General features: G+C 73.4%; 20 protein-coding genes. 12 read left to right on the forward strand and 8 right to left on the reverse strand.

Annotated features, from left to right (window positions below; all coding sequences use genetic code 11):
* Positions 1–183: transposase (locus ACIBBA_RS32965; protein ID WP_396702721.1), on the forward strand; the 183-nt coding region annotated here is incomplete at its 5' end.
* A 109-nt stretch (positions 184–292) separates the two neighbouring features.
* Here ACIBBA_RS32965 and ACIBBA_RS32970 read toward each other — a convergent pair.
* Positions 293–1,336, reverse strand: a complete 1,044-nt coding sequence (locus ACIBBA_RS32970) for a DUF1775 domain-containing protein (RefSeq protein ID WP_396702723.1) — start codon at positions 1,334–1,336, stop codon at positions 293–295.
* Positions 1,337–1,634: 298 nt separating this feature from the next.
* Between ACIBBA_RS32970 and thrS the strand changes: the two genes are divergently transcribed.
* Positions 1,635–3,641: a threonine--tRNA ligase gene (thrS, locus tag ACIBBA_RS32975; protein ID WP_396702725.1), complete on the forward strand. Its 2,007-nt coding sequence runs from the start codon at positions 1,635–1,637 to the stop codon at positions 3,639–3,641.
* A gap of 57 nt (positions 3,642–3,698) precedes the next feature.
* Here thrS and ACIBBA_RS32980 read toward each other — a convergent pair whose 3' ends face one another.
* Positions 3,699–4,436 carry a D-Ala-D-Ala carboxypeptidase family metallohydrolase gene (locus ACIBBA_RS32980; protein WP_396702727.1) on the reverse strand — a complete coding sequence of 246 codons (738 nt, stop codon included), beginning with the start codon at positions 4,434–4,436 and terminating at the stop codon, positions 3,699–3,701.
* A gap of 211 nt (positions 4,437–4,647) precedes the next feature.
* Between ACIBBA_RS32980 and ACIBBA_RS32985 the strand changes: the two genes are divergently transcribed.
* The gene (locus ACIBBA_RS32985; protein ID WP_350873373.1) at positions 4,648–5,160 is read left to right on the forward strand and encodes an HIT domain-containing protein; all 513 of its coding nucleotides are present in this window, start codon (positions 4,648–4,650) and stop codon (positions 5,158–5,160) included.
* Positions 5,161–5,250: 90 nt separating this feature from the next.
* Here ACIBBA_RS32985 and ACIBBA_RS32990 read toward each other — a convergent pair whose 3' ends face one another.
* Positions 5,251–5,733, reverse strand: coding sequence for a hypothetical protein (locus ACIBBA_RS32990; RefSeq protein ID WP_396702729.1), 483 nt, complete (start codon positions 5,731–5,733; stop codon positions 5,251–5,253).
* Positions 5,734–5,827: 94 nt separating this feature from the next.
* Here ACIBBA_RS32990 and ACIBBA_RS32995 point away from each other — a divergent pair, with 94 nt between their 5' ends.
* Positions 5,828–6,886 (forward strand): aldo/keto reductase, encoded by a 1,059-nt coding sequence (locus tag ACIBBA_RS32995; protein ID WP_396702731.1) that lies wholly within the window; start codon positions 5,828–5,830, stop codon positions 6,884–6,886.
* A 21-nt stretch (positions 6,887–6,907) separates the two neighbouring features.
* On the opposite strand, the gene ACIBBA_RS33000 is transcribed toward ACIBBA_RS32995, so the two are convergent.
* On the reverse strand, positions 6,908–9,070 hold the full coding sequence (locus ACIBBA_RS33000) for an elongation factor G-like protein EF-G2 (RefSeq protein ID WP_350872996.1): 2,163 nt from the start codon (positions 9,068–9,070) through the stop codon (positions 6,908–6,910).
* Between the two features lie 252 nt (positions 9,071–9,322).
* Between ACIBBA_RS33000 and pgsA the strand changes: the two genes are divergently transcribed.
* From pgsA to ACIBBA_RS33040, 8 genes are all read left to right on the forward strand, one after another.
* Entirely contained in the window at positions 9,323–9,955 is a 633-nt protein-coding gene (gene pgsA / locus ACIBBA_RS33005; protein ID WP_396702733.1) for a phosphatidylinositol phosphate synthase, read from the forward strand.
* Complete coding sequence (locus tag ACIBBA_RS33010) at positions 9,952–10,863, forward strand: phosphatidylinositol mannoside acyltransferase (protein WP_396702735.1); 912 nt, start codon at positions 9,952–9,954, stop codon at positions 10,861–10,863. Before pgsA ends, ACIBBA_RS33010 begins: the two co-directional genes overlap by 4 nt.
* 1 nt (position 10,864) lies before the next feature.
* A complete protein-coding gene (locus ACIBBA_RS33015; RefSeq protein ID WP_396702737.1) occupies positions 10,865–12,025 on the forward strand; it encodes a glycosyltransferase family 4 protein in 1,161 nt (386 codons plus the stop codon).
* Positions 12,026–12,106: 81 nt separating this feature from the next.
* Positions 12,107–12,610 (forward strand): hypothetical protein, encoded by a 504-nt coding sequence (locus ACIBBA_RS33020; RefSeq protein WP_396702739.1) that lies wholly within the window; start codon positions 12,107–12,109, stop codon positions 12,608–12,610.
* Positions 12,611–12,863: 253 nt separating this feature from the next.
* Positions 12,864–13,781 (forward strand): pyridoxal 5'-phosphate synthase lyase subunit PdxS, encoded by a 918-nt coding sequence (pdxS, locus tag ACIBBA_RS33025; protein WP_357057840.1) that lies wholly within the window; start codon positions 12,864–12,866, stop codon positions 13,779–13,781.
* A gap of 7 nt (positions 13,782–13,788) precedes the next feature.
* The gene (gene pdxT / locus ACIBBA_RS33030; RefSeq protein ID WP_396702741.1) at positions 13,789–14,394 is read left to right on the forward strand and encodes a pyridoxal 5'-phosphate synthase glutaminase subunit PdxT; all 606 of its coding nucleotides are present in this window, start codon (positions 13,789–13,791) and stop codon (positions 14,392–14,394) included.
* 311 nt (positions 14,395–14,705) lie between these two features.
* Entirely contained in the window at positions 14,706–15,455 is a 750-nt protein-coding gene (locus tag ACIBBA_RS33035) for a YebC/PmpR family DNA-binding transcriptional regulator (protein ID WP_350872989.1), read from the forward strand.
* Positions 15,456–15,462: 7 nt separating this feature from the next.
* A complete protein-coding gene (locus ACIBBA_RS33040; RefSeq protein ID WP_396702744.1) occupies positions 15,463–16,077 on the forward strand; it encodes a DUF402 domain-containing protein in 615 nt (204 codons plus the stop codon).
* Positions 16,078–16,250: 173 nt separating this feature from the next.
* Here the strand turns inward: ACIBBA_RS33040 and ACIBBA_RS33045 are convergent, their stop codons facing one another.
* From ACIBBA_RS33045 to ACIBBA_RS33060, 4 genes are all read right to left on the reverse strand, one after another.
* Entirely contained in the window at positions 16,251–17,312 is a 1,062-nt protein-coding gene (locus tag ACIBBA_RS33045) for an ABC transporter permease (protein ID WP_350872987.1), read from the reverse strand.
* Entirely contained in the window at positions 17,309–18,202 is an 894-nt protein-coding gene (locus ACIBBA_RS33050) for an ABC transporter ATP-binding protein (RefSeq protein WP_396702746.1), read from the reverse strand. Before ACIBBA_RS33050 ends, ACIBBA_RS33045 begins: the two co-directional genes overlap by 4 nt.
* An 82-nt stretch (positions 18,203–18,284) precedes the next feature.
* The gene (locus tag ACIBBA_RS33055) at positions 18,285–18,977 is read right to left on the reverse strand and encodes a response regulator (protein WP_396702748.1); all 693 of its coding nucleotides are present in this window, start codon (positions 18,975–18,977) and stop codon (positions 18,285–18,287) included.
* The gene (locus ACIBBA_RS33060) at positions 18,974–20,254 is read right to left on the reverse strand and encodes a sensor histidine kinase (protein ID WP_396702750.1); all 1,281 of its coding nucleotides are present in this window, start codon (positions 20,252–20,254) and stop codon (positions 18,974–18,976) included. The genes ACIBBA_RS33055 and ACIBBA_RS33060 overlap by 4 nt, the downstream gene beginning before the upstream one ends.
* Positions 20,255–20,502 lie beyond the last annotated feature (248 nt).

Consider the following 20,502-nt stretch of genomic DNA (forward strand, 5'->3'; position numbering starts at 1 on the left):
AACGAGAACACCAACGGCCTGCTGCGCCAGTACTTCCCCCGCTCCAGCACCGACTTCCGCACCTGGACTCAAGACCAGCTCGACGCCGTCGCACGGGAACTCAACGGACGACCCCGCCAAACCCTCGACTGGCAGAATCCTGCCGAGGTACTCAACAAGCACCTCGTTGCAACAGCCGCTTGAAACCGCCGGGGTCGGAGGCCGCGATATCGGCGACATGGAGTGGATCACGCCGGTCATCGCGTCTTGATCGACTCGGGTTCCGGGAAGTCGGGGTATTCGGGTCGCCCGGTTACCCCGCAGTCCCAGAACCCGAGTGGATCAGGGTGGGACCGGCGCCAAGATGCTCCGGCGCGCGTCCCTGCCCGGCATCCAGAGCTGGTTCGGTGGTGGCGTGGTCGGCACCCGAGGCGGATCCGGCGGGCTCGGCGTGGTCGGCATCCGAGGCCGCACCGGTGGGCTCGGCGTGGTCGGCGCCCGAGGCGGATCCGGTGGGCTCGGCGTGGTCGGCCGTGGCCGGGTCGGCGGCCGGGGAGCGGCGGCGCCAGCGGCTGGCCAGCCAACCGATCGCCGCGCCGCCACCGAGCCCGGCGAGCAGGCCCGCGGCGAGGAGCGCGTCCGCGTTCCCGCCGGCCGCGTTCCCAGCGGCTTCGTTCCCGGCGCGCGCGCCGGCCGCGCCGTCCGCAGCGCCCCGGGCGCCGGCCGGGTCGCTGTCGGTCGCCGGGCCGGCCCCGCCGCCTTCGGCGTTCGCCGCGCCCCCGTTCGCCGCGCCGTGACCGGTGTGCCCGGCCGGGGCGCCGGCCGCTGCGGGCAGCAGGGTGAGCACCGGGGCGCGGTGGGCGCCGGTCGGGTCCGCCCAGCGCACCACCGTGCCGTCGGCGTAGGTCTGGATCACCGGGAAGGTGAGCCGGTCGGTGCGGGGGAGCGGGCCCATCGAGAGCGCCAGCCGGGCCGGGCCGGCCGGGGCTCCGTCGACCCGGATCCAGGTCACCGCCGTGGTGACCGTGGTCACCCCGGTCGAGTGGATGCCGGCCACCGGCTGATCGAGCGTGCGGGAGGTGATCCGGGGTGCCCAGCCGGGCACCGACATCGGGTAGACCTCGGCGATCGGGGCGTCCGCCGGCAGCCGGACCTCGATTTGGCGGGTGCGGGTGCCGGGCCGCTCCTCGGGTACCACGAACTCCAGCCGGACCGCGTCACCCTGCCGGGCCTGGCCGGGATTGGTGGTCACCTCCGCCGCGTGCGCCGTACCGGGCCAGCCGAGCACCGTGGCCGCGGCCAGGGCGGCCAGCGCCGCGGGCCGGTGCCAGCGGCGGTTGCCATCCGTCATCGCCATCTCGTGTCCCCATCCCTGTCCGCGCGACCGGCGCCGGTCTCCGGCCACACCGGGTAGTTCGGCTCCGAGCCGCGAAAGGTTCAATCGTCGGTACGGGCGGCTGCGCGAGACCGGCACTGCCGGCCGGCGTGCCGCCCAGGCGAGGCGGAGTCGGGCGGGCGGGCGGTGCCGCCGGTGCCGCTGGTCGGTGCCCCGGCAATGGCTGCGGCGTCGGCGGTCGGGTCGGACGGGGCGACCGATAGCATCGGCAGGGGCCGGACGCCGGCCCGATCCGTACCGTCTGCTGCGAGGAGTCACCGTGTCCGCACCCCGTACCCCCGCCGTGGCCGACCCCGTCGTCGTCACCGCCGGGACCACGGCGGCCGACGCGGTGGCCGCGGCCGGGCTGCCCGCCGCCGGTCCGAAGGCGATCGTGGTGGTCCGCGATCCGGAGGGCCAGCTGCACGACCTGGACTGGCGGCCGGCGGCCGACACCGAGGTCGAGCCGGTCAGCCTCGAATCGCCGGACGGGCTGAACGTGCTGCGCCACTCGACCGCGCACGTGCTCGCCCAGGCCGTGCAGGACGTCTACCCCGAGGCCAAGCTCGGCATCGGCCCGCCGATCGAGAACGGCTTCTACTACGACTTCGCGGTCGACAAGCCGTTCCAGCCGGACGACCTGGCCAAGATCGAGAAGCGGATGCAGGAGATCGTCAAGTCCGGGCAGCGGTTCCGCCGCCGCCGCTTCGGCAGCCTGGACGAGGCGCGCGCCGAGCTGGCCGCCGAGCCGTTCAAGCTGGAGCTGATCGACGTCAAGGGCGAGGGCCTGGACTCCTCCGAGGTGATGGAGGTCGGCGGTGGCGAGCTGACCATCTACGACAACCTCGCCGCGAACGAGGAGAAGGTCTGCTGGTCGGACCTCTGCCGGGGTCCGCACCTGCCGAACACCCGGCTGATCGGGGCGTTCAAGCTGATGCGCTCGGCGGCGGCGTACTGGCGCGGGTCGGAGAAGAACCCGCAGCTGCAGCGGGTGTACGGCACCGCGTGGCCGACCCGCGACGAGCTCAAGGCGTACCTGAAGCTGCTGGAGGAGGCCGCCCGGCGCGACCACCGCAAGCTCGGAGCGGACCTCGACCTGTTCAGCTTCCCCGACGAGATCGGCTCGGGCCTGGCGGTCTTCCACCCCAAGGGCGGCATCATCCGCCGGGAGATGGAGAACTACTCCCGCCGCCGGCACGAGGACGCGGGCTACGAGTTCGTCAACACCCCGCACATCACCAAGGCGCAGCTTTTCGAGACCTCGGGCCACCTGCCCTACTACGCCGACACCATGTTCCCGCCCATGCAGCTGGAGGGCGCGGACTACTACCTCAAGGCCATGAACTGCCCGATGCACAACCTGATCTTCGGGGCGCGCGGGCGGTCCTACCGGGAGCTGCCGTTGCGGCTCTTCGAGTTCGGCACGGTCTACCGGTACGAGAAGTCCGGCGTGGTGCACGGCCTGACCCGGGTGCGGGGCCTGACCCAGGACGACTCGCACATCTACTGCACCCGGGAGCAGATGGCCGGCGAGCTGTCCACGCTGCTCACCTTCGTGCTCGACCTGCTGCGCGACTACGGCCTGGACGACTTCTACCTGGAGCTGTCCACCCGGGACGATTCGCCGAAGTTCATCGGCTCGGACGAGGACTGGGCGGAGGCCACCGAGGCGCTGCGCACCGCCGCCGAGCAGTCCGGGCTGGACCTGGTGCCCGATCCGGGCGGCGCGGCCTTCTACGGGCCGAAGATCTCGGTGCAGGCCAAGGACGCCATCGGGCGGACCTGGCAGATGTCCACCATCCAGGTCGACTTCAACCAGCCGGAGCGGTTCGGGCTTGAGTACCAGGCGGCCGACGGCACCCGGCAGCGGCCGGTGATGATCCACCGGGCGCTCTTCGGCTCGATCGAGCGGTTCTTCGGGGTGCTCACCGAGCACTACGCGGGCGCGTTCCCGGCCTGGCTGGCCCCGGTGCAGGTGGTCGGCATCCCGATCCGTGAGGACCACACCGACTACCTGCACGGCTTCGTCGCCGCGCTGCGCGCCGAGGGGATCCGCGCCCAGGTCGACGCGGGCGACGACCGGATGCAGAAGAAGATCCGCACGGCGCAGCAGCAGAAGATCCCGTTCATGGTGATCGCCGGTGACGACGACGTGGCGGCCGGCACGGTGTCGTTCCGTTACCGCGACGGCTCGCAGCGCAACGGGGTGCCGATGGCCGAGGCGGTGACGCACGTGCTCGACGTGGTCACCTCGCGTACCAACAGCGGCCCGTCCGCCGAGATGTGACGTCGACGGCCCCCGTTCCGACCGACCGGCCGGGACGGGGGCTGCCGAGCCGGAGCGTCAGATGCCGCAGTTCGGCGCCGACCAGGTGCGGGTCGACTTGTGCGCGACGTGGGTGTGGTCGTTGTGCCCGGGGTAGCCGGGGCCGAGGATCTCGTTGAACCCGTGGTTGCGGGCCTGCTGGGCGAGCCGGCACAGCGAGTGCGGCCCGGCGCCCAGGTCGACGGCGTCGCCGTAGAGGTGCCGGCTCGTCGCTGACCCGCCCACCGCGCTGTTGCAGGCGTAGCTGCGGAACGCGCTGGTCACGACGATCTGCTGGTCGCCCAGGGCGTGCCGCATCGCCTGGAGCTTCCACATCGAGACCCGGGCGTTGAACCGGGCCGTGCTGGCCGAGACCGCTCCGCCGGACCAGTCGCTGTTGCAGTCGTTGAACTCGGCGTAGCTGAAGTTGACCGGGGTGCAGTCGTCGTCCTGCAGCGCGTAGATCCGGTTGAAGGTCTGCGGGCCGGCGATGCCGTCGGCCGACAACCCGTACGCCTGCTGGAAGCGGCTGACCGCCGACCGGGTGGCCGGGCCGAACGCCCCGTCGAGGGTGAGCACCGCGCCGTTGCCGGGGTAGCCGGCGACGCGGATCTGGAGCTGCCGGACGTCCTCGCCGGACATCCCCTCGGACAGGGTGCGTCCCCAGGTGTAGCAACCGTCGGCGTGGGCCGCGCCGGCGGTGGCGGTGACACCGACCACCGTGCTGACGGCGGTCAGCGCGAGGGCTGCGAGGAAGGTGCCGATTCGTCGGATCACAGGAGTCCTCCATCAGTCCATGTAAGTACATGAATGTATGGAAGTTTCAGCTGCGGGCTTTGGTTCGTCAACAACTTCCATTTGACGCGTTCCTGAACAGACGACATTCCGGTCGGAGAGCGCTGCCCTGTGCCGGCCGTCGCTGCCGGCCGGGATGGTCCGTAGGATCGCCCCTGTGACTGGGGTGGAACGGCACGCGAACAGTGGCGGGATGGCCGACGGCCTGGAGCGGCTCTGGACGCCGCACCGGATGACCTACATCTCGGGCGAGGACCGCCCCGCCGAGGGCTACGAGAAGCCGAGCGGCTGCCCGTTCTGCCGAGGGCCGCAGCTGCCCCCGGAGGAGAACCTGCTCGTGGCGCGCGGGCAGCACGTCTTCGCGGTGCTCAACCTCTACCCGTACAACCCGGGGCACCTGCTGGTCTGCCCCTACCGGCACGTCGCCGACTACACCGAGCTGGACGAGTCGGAGACCGTGGAGCTGGCGTCCTTCACCCAGACCGCGATGCGTGTCATCCGCAAGGTGAGCAACGCCCACGGCTTCAACCTGGGGATGAACCAGGGCGGAGTGGCCGGCGCGGGCATCGCCGCGCACCTGCACCAGCACGTGGTGCCCCGCTGGGGCGGCGACGCCAACTTCATGCCGGTGATCGGCCGGACCAAGGTCCTGCCGCAACTCCTCGGCGACACCCGCGACCTGCTCGCCCGCGCCTGGCCGTCCTGACCGCGCCGGCCGGCCCGCCGGCGCCGCGGCCCGCCGCAGTCGCCGTCCGGCGCCGCGCCGGTCGACCGCCGCGGCCCGAGGCCGTGCCGGTCAGCCGCCGCGCAGCGCGGTGACCAGCTCCGGCCAGCTCTCCACCCGGTGTACGAGCGGCAGGTGGACGTCGTGCCGGGCCACCTCCGCCGCCCGGGGGCGGAAGAGGTAGCGGTGCGGCACCGAGTCGAGGTAACCCAGCACCTCGAGCTTGTCGTCGACGAAGTGGGTCAGCCCGAGCCGGCGGGCGATCGGGGCCTTCGCCGGTCGGGTACGGCAGAAGTGCACCCGCTGCGCCGGTATCCCCGTGCGGGCGTGGAAGTCGTGGTGGACCAGCCACTCCCGGGTCCGCCGCTCGGTGTCCTCGCCGCACTTGCTGATCAGGTGCACCTCGTCGAACGGCCCGGCCGCCAGCGTGGCCAGCGCCTCGAACGCCCCGGCGACGACCGGCGTGCGCAGGTAGTGCTCCCCGAAGAACGAGGTGTCGGCGTCGTCGTCGGCCGGTTCGATGATCACGCCGCCGATGTCCACTCCCAGCCGCATACGGTCGATCATGCCGTACGGGTCGGTGTGCCGCCGCCCGCCGGGTTGGGTGAGATGTTGCCGTCGAGCGGACTCGAGGTGGCAGGATCGGCCGATGGCAGTCACGACGCGCATTTTGGGGCGCAGCGGCATCGAGGTCAGCGCCCTGGGCATGGGGTGCTGGGCGATCGGTGGCCCCTGGGCCGAGGGCAGCCAGCCGCTGGGCTGGGGCGCGGTCGACGACGAGGAGTCGGTCCGTGCGGTGCGCCGGGCGCTCGACCTGGGCGTCACCCTCTTCGACACCGCCGACACGTACGGGGCGGGCCACAGTGAGCGGATCCTCGGTCGGGCCCTGGCCGGCCGGCGCGACGCGGCGGTGATCGCCACCAAGTGGGGCTACACCTTCGACGAGGCGACCCGGCAGGCCACCGGGCACGACGCCTCCCCGGCCTACCTGCGCCGGGCGGTCACCGACTCGCTGCGCCGGCTCGGCACCGACCGGATCGACCTGTACCAGCTCCACCTCGCCGACCTGCCGGTGTCCCGCGCCGAGGCGCTGATCGGCACGCTGGAGGAGCTGGTCGCCGGCGGGCTGATCCGGGCCTACGGCTGGAGCACCGACCGCCCGGACCGGGCCGCCGCGTTCGGTCCCGCCGCCGCCGGCGCGACCGCCGTGCAGCACAACCTCTCCGTGCTCCGCGACGCTCCCGAGCTGCTCGCCGTCTGCGACAAGTACGACCTGGCCAGCGTCAACCGGGGGCCGCTCGGGATGGGACTGCTCACCGGCAAGTACACCGCCACCTCGACGCTGCCCCGCGACGACGTACGCGGGCTCGCGCCCGGCTGGCTGGAGTGGTTCCGCGGCGGCCGGCCGGCACCGGAGTGGCTACGCCGGGTCGCCGCGGTGCGGGCGGCGCTGACCGGCGACGGACGCACCCTGGCCCAGGGCGCGCTCGGCTGGATCTGGGCGCGCAGCGGTCGGACGATCCCGATCCCCGGCTGCCGTACCGTCGCCCAGGTGGTGGAGAACGCCGCGGCGCTCGACCGCGGCCCGCTCGGCCCCGACCAGTTCGCCGAGGTGGAGCGGCAGCTCGCCGCCCTGCGCTCGGCGGCCCTGCGGGGGGCCGACCACGCCCACTGGCCCGCCCCCGCCCTCCCCGCCGTCCACCCCTGACCGGGCCACGCCCGCACGGGGTCAGGGGTGGGAGTTCTGTTCCTTGCGGATCTGGTCGGCCAGGTGGGCGGGCATGGGGTCGTGGCGGACGAAGCCGCGGCGGAAGGTGCCGGTGCCGGCGGTCATCGAACGCAGCTCCACCGCGTAGCGCAGCAGCTCGGTGGCGGGCACCTCGGCGCGCACCAGGGTGCGGCCCTCGCCGTCCGGATCCGGCTCGGTGCCGAGCACCCGGCCACGCCGGCCGGAGAGGTCGCCCATCACCGCGCCGACCGAGCCGTCCGGTACCCGGATTGTCACCTCGTCGACCGGCTCCAGCAGGGTCGGCTGGCCCTTCTCGGCCGCGTCCCGCAGCGCCAGCGCCCCGGCGGTCTGGAACGCCGCGTCGGAGGAGTCGACGCTGTGCGCCTTGCCGTCGACCAGCGTGACCCGCAGGTCCACCATCGGGTGGCCGGCGAGCACGCCCCGCTCCATCTGGGCCCGGACGCCCTTCTCCACGGAGGGGATGTAGTTGTGCGGTACCGCGCCGCCGACCACCCGGTCGACGAACTCGAAGCCGCTACCGCGGGGCAGCGGCTCGACCTCGATGTCGCAGACGGCGTACTGGCCGTGGCCGCCGGACTGCTTGACGTGCCGGCCGTGCCCCCGCGCCGGGGCGGTGAACGTCTCGCGCAGCGCCACCCGCACCGGCTCGGTCTCCAGCTCGACGCCGCCGGCGCGCAGCCGGTCCAGCACCACGTCGGCATGCGCCTCACCCATGCACCAGAGCACCAGCTGGTGGGTCTCCGGGTTGCGCTCCAGCCGCATGGTCGGGTCGCCGGCCACCAGTCGGGCCAGGTTGCGGGCCAGGGCGTCCTCGTCGGACCGGCTCTTGGCCACGATCGCCACCGGCAGCAGCGGCTCGGGCATCTCCCACGGCGCGATCAGCAGCGGGTCGTCCTTGGCGGAGACCGTGTCGCCGGTCTCCGCGCTGCCCGACTTGGTGATCGCGCAGATGTCGCCGGCGACGCAGGCCGACACCTCGCGCAGCGCGACGCCGAGCGGGGTGTAGACGTGCCCGACCCGCTCGTCGGCGTCGTGGTCGGGGTGCCCGCGCTCGGCCAGACCGTGCCCGGAGACGTGCACGGTCTGCTCGGGACGCAGCGTGCCGGAGAAGACCCGGACCAGGGAGACCCGCCCCACGTGTCGGTCGATCGTCGTCTTGACCACCTCGGCCACCAGCGGGCCGTCGGGGTCGCAGGTCAGCGGCGGCCGGGGGGAGCCGTCCACCCCGGCGACCGCGGGCAGCTCGTGCTCCAACGGCGACGGGAAGGCGGCGGTGAGCACCTCCAGCAGCGCGTCCAGCCCGACGCCGGTCTCCGCGCAGACCGGCACCACCGGGTAGAAGTGCCCGCGCGCGACGGCCTTCTCCAGGTCGTCGATGAGCACGTCCGTGCCGATCTCCTCGCCCTCGAGGTAGCGGTCCATGAGCGACTCGTCCTCGCTCTCCGCGATGATCCCCTCGATCAGCTCGTCGCGGGACTCGGTGATCGCCGGCAGGTGCTCCGGATCCGGCTCGCGGACGTCGGCGGGCAGCCCGCCGGTGTAGTCGAAGACCCGGCGGGTGATCAGGCCGAGCAGGCCGACCGTGGAGACCCCGTCGTCGCCGAGCATCGGCAGGTAGAGCGGCATCACGTTGTCGCCGAAGACGCGCTGGCAGAGCGCCACCGCCTCGTCGAAGTCGGCGCGCGGGTGGTCGAGCCGGGCGACGGCGACCGCCCGCGGCATGTCCACCGCCGCGCACTCCTCCCACAGCGCCGCGGTGGCCGCGTCCATCCCGTCGGCCGCGGAGACGACGAAGAGCGCGGCGTCGGCGGCCCGCAGCCCGGCGCGCAGCTCACCGACGAAGTCGGCGTAGCCGGGCGTGTCCAGCAGGTTGACCTTGATGCCGTTGTGCAGCAGGGGTGCGCAGGCCAGGCTCACCGAGCGTTGCTGGCGCACGGCGGCCGGGTCGTGGTCGCAGACCGTGGTGCCGTCGGTGACCGTGCCGGCGCGGCTGATCGTGCCGCTCGCGGTGAGCAGCGCCTCGACCAGGGTCGTCTTGCCCGCGCCGGAGTGCCCGACGAGCACCACGTTGCGAACCCTGGCGGGGTCGGTCACCACCGGCGCGCCGCCGGTGACACCCTTCTCCTGACTCTTCTGCGCCATCGGGCGCACCTCCCTCAGCCGGTGGTTGGTGGCGAACGCCGCGCGTGACGGGAAGCGGCCCGGGGCGAGTGCGCGGCGATATCCTCCGGTGTCCGCTGCACAGCGGGTTTTCAGACGGTCAGGAGGGTGAGCTGGCTCACCTCCCTGGCTCGATCAGACACCCGTTACGGGGTGCGCACAAGCCTCCGCACCGAGGCTCCACTGACCGGCCGTATCGCCGGACCTGCGGGGACCGTTATCGTGGGGACCGCCATGGCGAAGATCTTCCAAGTGTCGGCCCGCGCGGGGATGACCCGCGTCATTGAGCCGCTTGCCCGAGCCCTGCTCCGTGCGGGCGTCACCCCCAACGCGGTCACCGTGACCGGGACCGTCGGCGTGCTGGTCGGCGCGCTCGGCTTCGGCGCCCGCGGTCACCTGGTCGCCGGCGCGCTGATCGTCACGGTCTTCGCGCTCACCGACCTGCTCGACGGCACGATGGCCCGGATGAGTGGCGGCTCCACCCGGTTCGGCGCGTTCCTCGACTCGAGCATGGACCGGGTCGCCGACAGCGCCGTGTTCGGCGCGGTGGCGTACTGGCTGGCCACCGAGCACCAGTTCTCCGGTGTGGCCGCCGCGCTGCTCTGTCTGTCCGCCGGCGCCCTCGTCTCGTACGTCAAGGCCCGGGCCGAAGGGCTCGGCATGACCTGCAACGTGGGCATCGCCGAGCGCACCGAGCGGCTGCTGATCGTCGGCGTCGGTGGCCTGCTCACCGGCTTCGGCCTCGACCCGGCGCTGGAGATCGCGCTCTGGCTGCTCGCCGCCGTGTCGATCTTCACGGTCGGTCAGCGGATGACGCACGTGTACCGGCAGGCCCAGCGGGTGCACACGCCGGGTGGAAACGGGTGAATCTCACCGAGCTCGGCTACGTCGCCGGCTGGCGGGTGATCCGCGCGCTGCCGCGGCCCGTCGTGGCCGCGGCGTTTCGGGCCGGCGCCGACCGCACCCACCGGCGCGGCGGCGGGGGTACGGACCGGCTGCGCGCGAACCTGCGCCGGGTGGTCGGGCCCGAGCTGCCCGAGGCCGAGTTCGACGCGCTGGTCCGGCGGGCCCTGCGGTCGTACGCCCGGTACTGGATGGAGGCGTTCCGGCTGCCCGCGCTGAGTCGCGAGCAGATCCTGGCCGGGTTCCGCCTCGACGGCGAGGAACTGCTCGCCGCCGACGTGGCCGCCGGCCGAGGCGCGGTGGTGGCGTTGCCGCACGCCGGCAACTGGGACGCCGCGGGCGCCTGGGTGGCCGCCACCGGCTGGCCGATCACCACGGTGGCCGAGCGGCTCAAGCCGGAGGGCGTCTACGAGCGCTTCCTCGCCTTCCGGCAGAGCCTGGGCATGGAGATCCTGCCCACCCACGGCGGTGCCCGCCCCGCGTTCGACGTGCTGGTCGACCGGCTGCGAGCCGGCGCGGTGGTGCCGCTGCTGGCCGACCGGGACCTCTCCGCGCGGGGCATCGAGGTCGACTTCTTCGGGGCCCGGACCCGGATGCCGGCGGGGCCGGCGCTGCTGGCCCTGCGCACCGGAGCGCCGCTCTACGTGGCCTCCATGTGGTACGAACCGGACGCGGCACACGCGGCTCTCGAGGGGCCGCTGCCGGTGCCCGGTCCGGACGAGGGGCCGCTCGACGAGCGGGTCCGGACGCTGACCCAGCGGGTCGCCGACGCCTTCGCCGCGGGCATCGCCCGGCATCCGGAGGACTGGCACATGCTCCAGCGGATGTGGCTGGACCAGCGGAGCCCGACGGTCGCGAACAAGGGTCGTTGACGTGCGGGTCGGCATCGTGTGCCCGTACTCCTTCGATGTGCCGGGCGGGGTGCAGAACCACGTCATGGACCTCGCCGAGGCGCTGATCGCGCTCGGTCACGAGGTCAGCGTCCTCGCCCCGGCCGACGAGGACTCCCCGGTGCCGCCGTACGTGGTGTCGGCCGGGCGGGCGGTGCCGCTGCCCTACAACGGCTCGGTCGCCCGGATCGCGTTCGGCCCGGTCTCCACCGCCCGGGTACGCCGCTGGCTCACCCGGGGCGACTTCGACGTGCTGCACGTGCACGAGCCGTTGACGCTGAGCCTGTCCCTGCTCGCGGTGCTCTCCGCCCGGGGGCCGGTGGTGGCCACCTTCCACACCGCGATCACCCGGTCCCGGGCGCTGGCCGCCGCCCAGGGCGTGCTCCAGATCGTGCTGGAACGCATCACCGCCCGGATCGCGGTCAGCGCGCTGGCCCGCAAGGTGCAGGTCGAGCACCTGGACGGTGGCGCGGTGGAGATCCCGAACGGCGTGGCGGTCGCCAAGTTCGCCGACGCGGAGCCGCTGCCCGGCTGGCCGGGGGAGTGCGGGCCGGGCACCGGCGGCACGATCGGCTTCCTGGGCCGGTTCACCGAGGCGCGCAAGGGCTTCCCGGTGCTGCGCGACGCCTTCGTCGAGCTGGCACCGCACCGCCCCGGCCTGCGGCTGCTGGTGGCCGGGCCGGGCGACCCGGACGACCTGTTCGACCAGTTCCCGGCCGCGCTGCGGGACCGGGTCACCTTCCTCGGCCTGGTGTCCGAGGCGGACAAGGCGCGCATGCTGCGCAGCGTGCACCTCTACGTGGCGCCGAACATCGGCGGCGAGTCGTTCGGCATGATCCTCACCGAGGCGCTGGCCGCCGGGACGACGGTCGTCGCCAGCGACCTCGACGCGTTCCGCCGGGTGCTCGACGGCGGCCGGGCCGGGCGGCTCTTCCCGACCGGGAACCCGGCGGCGCTGCGTGCCGCGCTGGTCGAGCTGCTCGACGATCCGCCGGCCCGGGCGGAGTTGACCGCCTGCGGCGACCAGGTGGTGGCGCACTTCGACTGGCCCACGGTGGCGAAGCGGGTCGTCGAGGTGTACGCGGCGGCGATCGAGGCCACTGACGGGCGGGTCATCGACCAGGAGTGGGTAGGGCTGGGCTGAGCCGGGTGCCGGGCGGCGCCGGCGTGACCTTGTCCCCCGTGCCGGCCGAGCCGGCGGAACCGGAAGTGGAGCAGCACTACGATGCCGGGCATGTGGTGGGTGACGGGAACGATCGTGGCCGTCGGGCTGCTTTCGACGTACCTGATCTGGACCGCCGGCCGCGTCGAGCGGCTGCACGCCCGCGCGGAGTCGGCCGCCCGCGCCCTCGACGCCCACCTGTTGCGCCGCGCGGCGGCCGCCGCGGTGCTCGCCGAACGGCGCTACGGCGTCGAGCTGTACGCGGCGGCGCGGATCGCTCTCGACGCCCGCCCGGACGAGCGCGAGGCCGCCGAGAACGACCTCACCCGGCAGCTGCGGGTGGTGCAGCTCGATCCGGCCGACCCGGACTGCGAGGCGGTCATCGCGGCCAGCCGCCGGCTCGCCCTGGCCCGGCAGGTGCACACCGATCTGGTCCGCGACGCCCGGTCGGCCCGTGGTCGCCCGCTGGTCCGCCTGCTGCGGATGGGGCGCGGGCGGGAGTGGCCGCGCTACTTCGACATCGACGACCCGACGCTGACCGTCCCCGCCGACGTCCCCGCCGGCTGACCGCCCGCGCGGCATTTGATCGACTCCGTTTCGCCGACATGGCGGTGTCCCGGCCGCCCGGATGCCGCCACATAGGCGACCTGGAGTGGATCAGGCGGGTTGTCGCATTGCCGGAGCGGGCGGCGGCGGGGGGGCCGGTGATGGGCGACACATTGCAGGCCACCGGGGGTCTGATTGGCTGTCGGACCGGCGTTGACCCCGGCGTAGCATTTTCGCTTGCCACCCCCCGAGCACGTTCGAGGAGCGATAACCCGTGCCCGAAGCCACCGCCCAGAACCCCAGCGCCAGCCCGGTCGTCGGCACCGCCCGCGTGAAGCGCGGCATGGCCGAGATGCTCAAGGGTGGCGTGATCATGGATGTGGTCACCGCCGAGCAGGCCAAGATCGCTGAGGACGCCGGCGCGGTCGCGGTGATGGCGCTGGAGCGGGTGCCCGCCGACATCCGCGCCCAGGGTGGCGTGTCCCGGATGAGCGACCCGGACATGATCGACGGCATCATCAACGCCGTGTCGATCCCGGTGATGGCCAAGGCCCGCATCGGTCACTTCGTGGAGGCGCAGATCCTCCAGTCGCTCGGCGTCGACTACGTCGACGAGTCCGAGGTGCTGACCCCGGCCGACTACGCCAACCACATCGACAAGTGGGCGTTCACCGTCCCGTTCGTGTGCGGCGCGACCAACCTGGGCGAGGCCCTGCGCCGGATCACCGAGGGCGCGGCCATGATCCGCTCCAAGGGCGAGGCCGGCACCGGTGACGTCTCCAACGCCACCACCCACATGCGCAAGATCCGCCAGGAGATCCGCCGGCTCAGCTCGCTGCCCACCGACGAGCTGTTCGTCGCGGCCAAGGAGCTGCAGGCCCCGTACGAGCTGGTCAAGGAGGTCGCCGAGACCGGCAAGCTGCCGGTGGTGCTCTTCACCGCCGGCGGGATCGCCACCCCGGCCGACGCCGCGATGATGATGCAGCTCGGCGCCGAGGGCGTCTTCGTCGGCTCGGGCATCTTCAAGTCCGGCAACCCGGCCCAGCGCGCCGCCGCGATCGTGAAGGCGACCACCTTCCACGACGACCCGGACGTGCTGGCGAAGGTCTCCCGCGGCCTCGGCGAGGCGATGGTCGGCATCAACGTCGACGAGATCCCGCAGCCGCACCGGCTGGCCGAGCGAGGCTGGTGACCGCCGCGTGAGCGACGTACCCGTCATCGGGGTGCTCGCCCTGCAGGGTGACGTCCGCGAGCACCTCGCCGCGCTGGCCGCGGCGGGCGCGGACGCCCGCCCGGTGCGTCGCCGGCACGAACTGGACGCCGTCGACGGGCTGGTCATTCCCGGCGGTGAGTCCACCACGATCAGCAAGCTGGTCGACATCTTCGAGCTGCGCGAGCCGATCGACAAGCGGATCGCCGCCGGCATGCCGGTCTACGGCTCGTGCGCCGGGATGATCATGCTGGCCGCCGAGGTGCTGGACGGCCGGGCCGACCAGCGCGGGTTCGACGGCATCGCGATGACCGTCCGCCGCAACGCGTTCGGCCGGCAGGTCGACTCGTTCGAGGCGTCCGTGGAGATCGCCGGGGTCGACGGGGAACCGTTCCACGCGGTGTTCATCCGGGCGCCCTGGGTCGAGCGGGTCGGCCCCGACGTCGAGGTGCTGGGCCGGGTCACCGAGGGCCCGGCGGCCGGGCGGGTCGTGGCGGTGCGGCAGGGCAACCTGGTGGCCACCTCGTTCCACCCCGAGCTGACCGGCGACCGCCGGCTGCACCGCTACTTCGTGGACCTGGTCCGCGCCGCCTGACCCGCCGCCCGCCTGATCCGCCCGTTCTCGGCCCCGAAAACGGGCGGCGCGCCGGTGGCCCGAGCGGCCGGCGGGCATGATTTGCGGCCCGCGGTCGTTGTGTCTGGGGTGCGCCCGGGTGCCCGGCGCCGTCCCCGGTGGTAGCCGGGTGTGACATGCCGGGGCATGACCTCGGTAGGATTGCCGCGGTTCGGCAGGGCCATCACCCGCGTGGCGTTTCCCGCGGGGGCCGACGGCCACCGGATCGCCCGATGCGGCGTGAATCGGCGTGCCAGTCGACGCAGGCGTGGAATGACAGACGGAGGTAGCAGATGTCCGGCCACTCAAAGTGGGCGACCACCAAGCACAAGAAGGCCGTCATCGACGCCAAGCGCGGCAAGATGTTCGCCAAGCTGATCAAGAACGTCGAGGTCGCCGCGCGGACCGGCGGCGGTGACCCGGCCGGTAACCCGACCCTCTACGACGCCATCCAGAAGGCGAAGAAGAACTCGGTCCCGAACGACAACATCGACCGCGCGGTCAAGCGGGGCTCCGGCCTGGAGGCCGGCGGCGCCGACTGGCAGACGATCATGTACGAGGGGTACGGGCCCAGCGGCGTGGCGATGCTGATCGAGTGCCTGACCGACAACCGCAACCGGGCGGCGACCGAGGTACGTACCGCGCTGACCCGCAACGGCGGTTCGCTGGCCGACGCCGGCTCGGTGTCGTACATGTTCTCCCGCAAGGGCGTGGTGATCGTCCCGAAGACGGGGACGACCGAGGACGACGTGATGATGGCCGTGCTCGACGCCGGGGCCGAGGAGGTCAACGACCTCGGTGAGGCGTTCGAGGTGGTCTCCGAGCCGACCGACCTGATCGCGGTGCGCACCGCGCTGCAGGACGCCGGCATCGAGTACGAGTCGGCCGAGTCCTCGCTGATCCCGAGCGTCAACGTCCCGCTGGACGAGGAGGGCGCTCGCAAGATCTTCAAGCTGATCGACGTCCTGGAGGACTGCGACGACGTGCAGAACGTCTACGCGAACTTCGACGTCAGCGACGAGATCATGGCGGCGGTCGGCTGACCCGGCCGTGACGGCACGACGGTTCGCGCCGGGCGACGTGGTCGTCCGGCGCGAAGTGCTGCTCGGCGAGGTCTGGTTCGGTTGCCCGACCATCTGCGTCGAGGACTCGCCCGACCTGCTCGCCCTCTACCTGCCGCCGGGCGCCGAGTTCGACTTCCCGGAGTCCGGCACGTTTCCGTGTGGCCGGCACCCGTGGCAGACCGCCGGGCATCGCGCCTGGAGCGGCCACGGCAAGCTGATGCTGCAACGCCCCGGCGAGGCGCACTCGGTGGACGTCTTCTGGTCGGGGCCGGAGCGCGCCTTCGCCGGCTGGTACTTCAACCTCCAGGACCCGCCGCGGCGCACCCCCGTCGGGGTGGACACCCTCGACCACGAGCTGGACCTCTGGTGGGGCGCGGACGCCGAGCGCTACGTCTGGAAGGACGTGGAGATGTTCGCGCAGCGCCTCGAGGAGGGGCGCTACCCGGGGATGGCCGACGCGATCCGCGACGAGGGCGACCGGATCGCCGCGCTGCTCGACGCGGGCCGGCGCTGGTGGGACGAGAGCTGGGCCTCCTGGCAGCCCGACCCGGCCTGGCCGGTGCCCCGGCTGCCCGCCGGCTGGGACACCATCCCCTGCTGACCGGCGCAGTCCCACGCCGAACCCCGCCGGCCCACGCGCGACCCCGCTGGTCGGAGACCACGCCGGCTGGGTGATCCACTCCAGATCGCCGACCTGGCGGTGTCCGCGTGACCGGGACACCGCCAGTTCGGCGAGCTGGAGTCGATCGTGCCGATCCGCCGGGCTCGACCGGTTCAGCCGAGCGTCTCGCGGGTCCGCCAGGCCGTCCGCACCGAGGTGCGCCCGTTGGTACGCAGCAGCGCGCCCTCGTACACCCGGGCGCCCGCCAGCAGGAACGCGGCGGCCGTGGCGAGCAGCAGGATCAGCGACAGCACCGGCTCCCAGCCGGCCGCGTCCCCGGTGAACAGCCGCAGCGGCATCGCGGTCGGCGCGGAGAACGGCAGGTAGGACAGCACCCGCATGGCGGTGGCGTTGTCGTTCAGGAAGATGACCGCGAAGAACGGCAGCATCACCGCGAGCTGCACCGGCATCGACACGCCACCGATGTCCTCCAAGCGGTTGACCAGCGCCCCGGCCGCCGCCCACATCGCCGCGATCAGCACGAAGCCGAGCAGGAAGAACGGCACGAACCAGCCGATCGCCGGCCCCAGCAGGGTCAGCAGCCCGGTGTCGCCGCCGAACGCCATGCCGGCCACCGCGACCAGGGCGACCAGGGCGATCTGGCCGAGGGCGAGCAGCGTGCCGGCGACCATCTTGCCGGCCAGCAGAGCCCGTACCGGCACCGCGGCGACCAGGATCTCCACGATCCGGGTCTGCTTCTCCTCGATGATGCTCTGCGCGATCTGCACGCCGAAGGTCTGCGACGTCACGAAGAAGACGAACGCGAAGACGAACGGCACCAGGAAGGCCACCACCGGGTCCACCGCGTCCGGGTCCAGCAACCGGACCGGCGGCTCGCTGCTCAGCGCGGCCACCACGTCGTCGGGGGCCTCGTCCATGGCGAGCACCGCCGGACCGGCGACGACCGCGGCGTCCACGTCGCCGTCGCGTACGGCCTGCTCGGCGGCGCGGTCGTCGGGCACCGTCCGCACCTCCAGCCCGGCCGCGCGCAGCGGTCCGGCCGCTTGCTCGGTCACCGCCACAGTGGACGGCCCGCCGGAGAACAGCGGCGGCAGGATGGTCGCCGCCGCGGCGATGAGCAGGAAGAACAGCGTGCTGATCAGGAACGTGCGGTCGCGTAGCTTGACCCGGATCTCCCGGGCGGCGACCAGGCGGGTGGCCTCGAAGGTGTTCACTGGGCGACCTCTCGGAAGATCTCGGCGAGGGAGGGGCTGACCGGCCGGAAGGTGCGGACCGGGCCGCGGGCCAGCGCCGCGTGCAGCACCGGCTGCTCGTCGGCGCCGGGGGCGAGGTCGAAGACCGCGCGGGCGCCGTCCAGGTCGACCAGGGTCACCCCGGGCTGATCGCGCAGCCAGCCGGCGTCGGCCTCCACCACCAGCTCGAAGCGGGGCGAGGTGTACGAGGCGCGCAGCTGCTCACGACTGCCGGCGGCCCGGATCACCCCGTCCCCGATGATCACAAGGTCGTCGCAGAGCCGCTCCACCACATCCAGTTGGTGGCTGGAGAAGAGCACCGGCACCCCGGTGGCGGCCCGCTCGCGCAGCACCGCGACGACCGTGTCCACGGCCAGCGGATCGAGGCCGGAGAAGGGCTCGTCGAGCACCAGCACCGCCGGGTCGTGCACCAGCGCGGCGGCGATCTGGGCCCGCTGCTGGTTGCCCAGCGACAGCGTCTCCAGCAGATCGTCGCCGCGCTCGCCGAGGCCGACCCGCTCCAGCAGCGCGTCCGTGCCGCGGCGGGCGGCCTCGGCGGTCATGCCGTGCAGCCGGCCCAGGTAGGTCACCTGCTCCCGGACGCTCATCTTCGGATAGAGGCCGCGCTCCTCCGGCATGTAGCCGAAGCGCCGACGGACCTCCCGGGTCAGCGGAGTGCCTTGCCAGCTCACCCGCCCGGCGTCGGCGGCGAGCACGCCGAGGATGATCCGCATGGTGGTGGTCTTGCCGGCGCCGTTGCCGCCGACGAAGCCGGTCATCCGACCGGCGACCACGTCGAAGGACACGTTCTTGAGCACCTGGCGGTCGCCGAAGCTCCGGTCGATGCCGTCGAGGCTTAGCACACTGGTCACGGCGTCCACGCTAGATCCGCGGCTGCCGGCCGCCGTCCGCCCGCCGGTGGAGATCCAGGGTCCACCGCGCGGGGGAGGCCCCTCACCCGCCTGGCCGGACCACCCCGTGCTCGTAGGCGAAGACCACCGCCTGCACCCGGTCGCGCAGGCCGAGCTTGGCGAGCACCCGACTGACGTGTGTCTTCACCGTCGCCTCGCCGAGGTGCAGCTCGGCGGCGATCTCCGCGTTGCTGGCACCCCGGGCGAGCCGCGCCAGGACGTCACGTTCGCGCGGGGTGAGCTCGTCCAGCGCCGCTTCGGCGGTCCGGGGGTCGGCGGCGGCGCCGGGCCGGGCGAAGGTGGCGATCACCCGTCGGGTGATTTCCGGGGCGAGCAGGCCGTCGCCCCTGGCCAACACCCGGATCGCCTCGACCAGCGCCTCCGGGGTGCCGTTCTTGAGCAGGAAGCCGCTCGCTCCGGCGCGCAGCGCGGCGAAGAGGTAGTCGTCCCGATCGAAGGTGGTGAGGATCAGCACGGCGGGCCCGTCGGGGTCGTCCGTGCCGGTGATCCGCCGGGTAGCCTCCAGGCCGTCGACGCCGGGCATCTGCACGTCCATCAGCACCACGTCCGGGCGTACGGCGCGGGTCATGCTCACGGCCCGCTCGCCGTCGGCGGCCTCGCCGACCACCTCGATGTCCTCCTCCACCTCGAGGATGACCCGGAACCCGGTACGGACGAGGTGCTGGTCGTCGGCGAGCAGCACCCGGATCGGCCGGTCGACGCCCGGGGTGCTCACGCCGACTCCCGTACGGTGGCCGGCACCGGGAACCGGGCGCGTACCCGCCAACCGCCGCCGGCGCGCGGGCCCACCTCCAGCTCGCCGTCGTGCGTGGTGACCCGCTCCCGCATCCCGACCAGGCCCAGCCCGTCGGCGTTGGGCGGGCGGGTGGCCCGACCGTCGTCGGTTACGTCGACCTCCACCTCGGTGGCCAGATACCGGATCCGGACGTCGAGCACGCCGGCGCCGGTGGCGTGTCTGATCACGTTGGTCACCGCCTCCTGGACGACCCGGTACACCGCCTGGGAGAGCGACTCCGGCAACGGCGCCGGGGCTCCGTACACCCCGAGGGTCGCCCGCAGCCCGGCGTCGCGGGCCCGGTCCACCACCGCGTCGACCTGGTCGATGCCGGCGGGCGGCTCGGCGCCCGCCGGGCCGACCTCGGAGGCGCGCAGCACGCCGAGCATCCGGCGCAGCTCGTCGACGGCGTTGCGGGCGGACTCCTCGATCGCGGTCAACGCCGTGCGGGCCTTGTCCGGGCTCCGGTCGATGACCCGCCGGGCCGCCGACGCCTGCACGCCCATCACCGACACGTGGTGGGCCACCACGTCGTGCAGCTCCCGGGCGATCCGGACCCGCTCGCCGATCACCGCCCGCCCGCGCGCCTCGGCCTGCGAGCGGCGCAGCTCCTCCGCCTGTGCCGCCAGCTCGTGCTGACGGCGGGCGGCCAACCAGGCGGTCTCCCCGAAGAAGTACGCGAGGCCGAAGTAGAGGACGTTCACCAGCACGCCGCTGACGATCGCGGCGAGCACGGGAGGCACCGGCCCGACGGCGTGGGCGAACGCGTCCTCGGGGATGTTGCCGATCGAGATCGCGTAGTACACCCCCAGCCAGACGAACATGGTGGCGATGACGCCGATCCGCAGCCGCCGGGCCATCCGGCGGTCCTGCCCCCAGGCGCCGAGGGTGTAGAGGGCGGCGAACAGCGCCCACGAGGAGAGCTGCGTCTCCGGGGCGGAGCGCGCCTGCGCGGCGATGAACGCCGCCGACACGACAAGCGTGGTGGTCGCGGGGAACCGCCGCCGCCAGATGAGCGGCAGGGTCACCGCGACGGTCCAGAGGATCTGCTCCGGCCAGGACGGCGGCGGGCCGAGTAGGAACGCTCCGGTGCTGCGGGTCAGGGTGAGGCTGAACAGGGCGAGCACGGTGATGGCCAGTCCGCCGTAGAGGTCCAGGCGCCGCTGCTCCGGGGTGGGCCCGCGACGACGCCAGTCGTCGCCCGTGTCGGTGTTCACCCGGATGAGGATGTCACCTTCCCGGGCCGGCGACGAACCTGGCCAGCGCCCTGATCGAGATCACGGACGCGGGGGGGGGGGGGGCCCCCCGGGGGGGGGGGGCGGGGGGGGGGGGGGCCGGGGGGCCGGGGGGGGGGGGGGGGGGGGGGGGGGGGGGGGGGCGGGGGGGGGGCGGGCGGGGGGGCGGGGGGCGGGGGGGGGGGGCGGGCGCGCCCGCGGCCCGCCCCCCCGCCCGCCCCGCCCCCGGC

This window comes from Micromonospora sp. NPDC051006, from assembly GCF_044456245.1.
In the GTDB taxonomy this organism is placed as follows: Bacteria; Actinomycetota; Actinomycetes; order Mycobacteriales; family Micromonosporaceae; genus Micromonospora.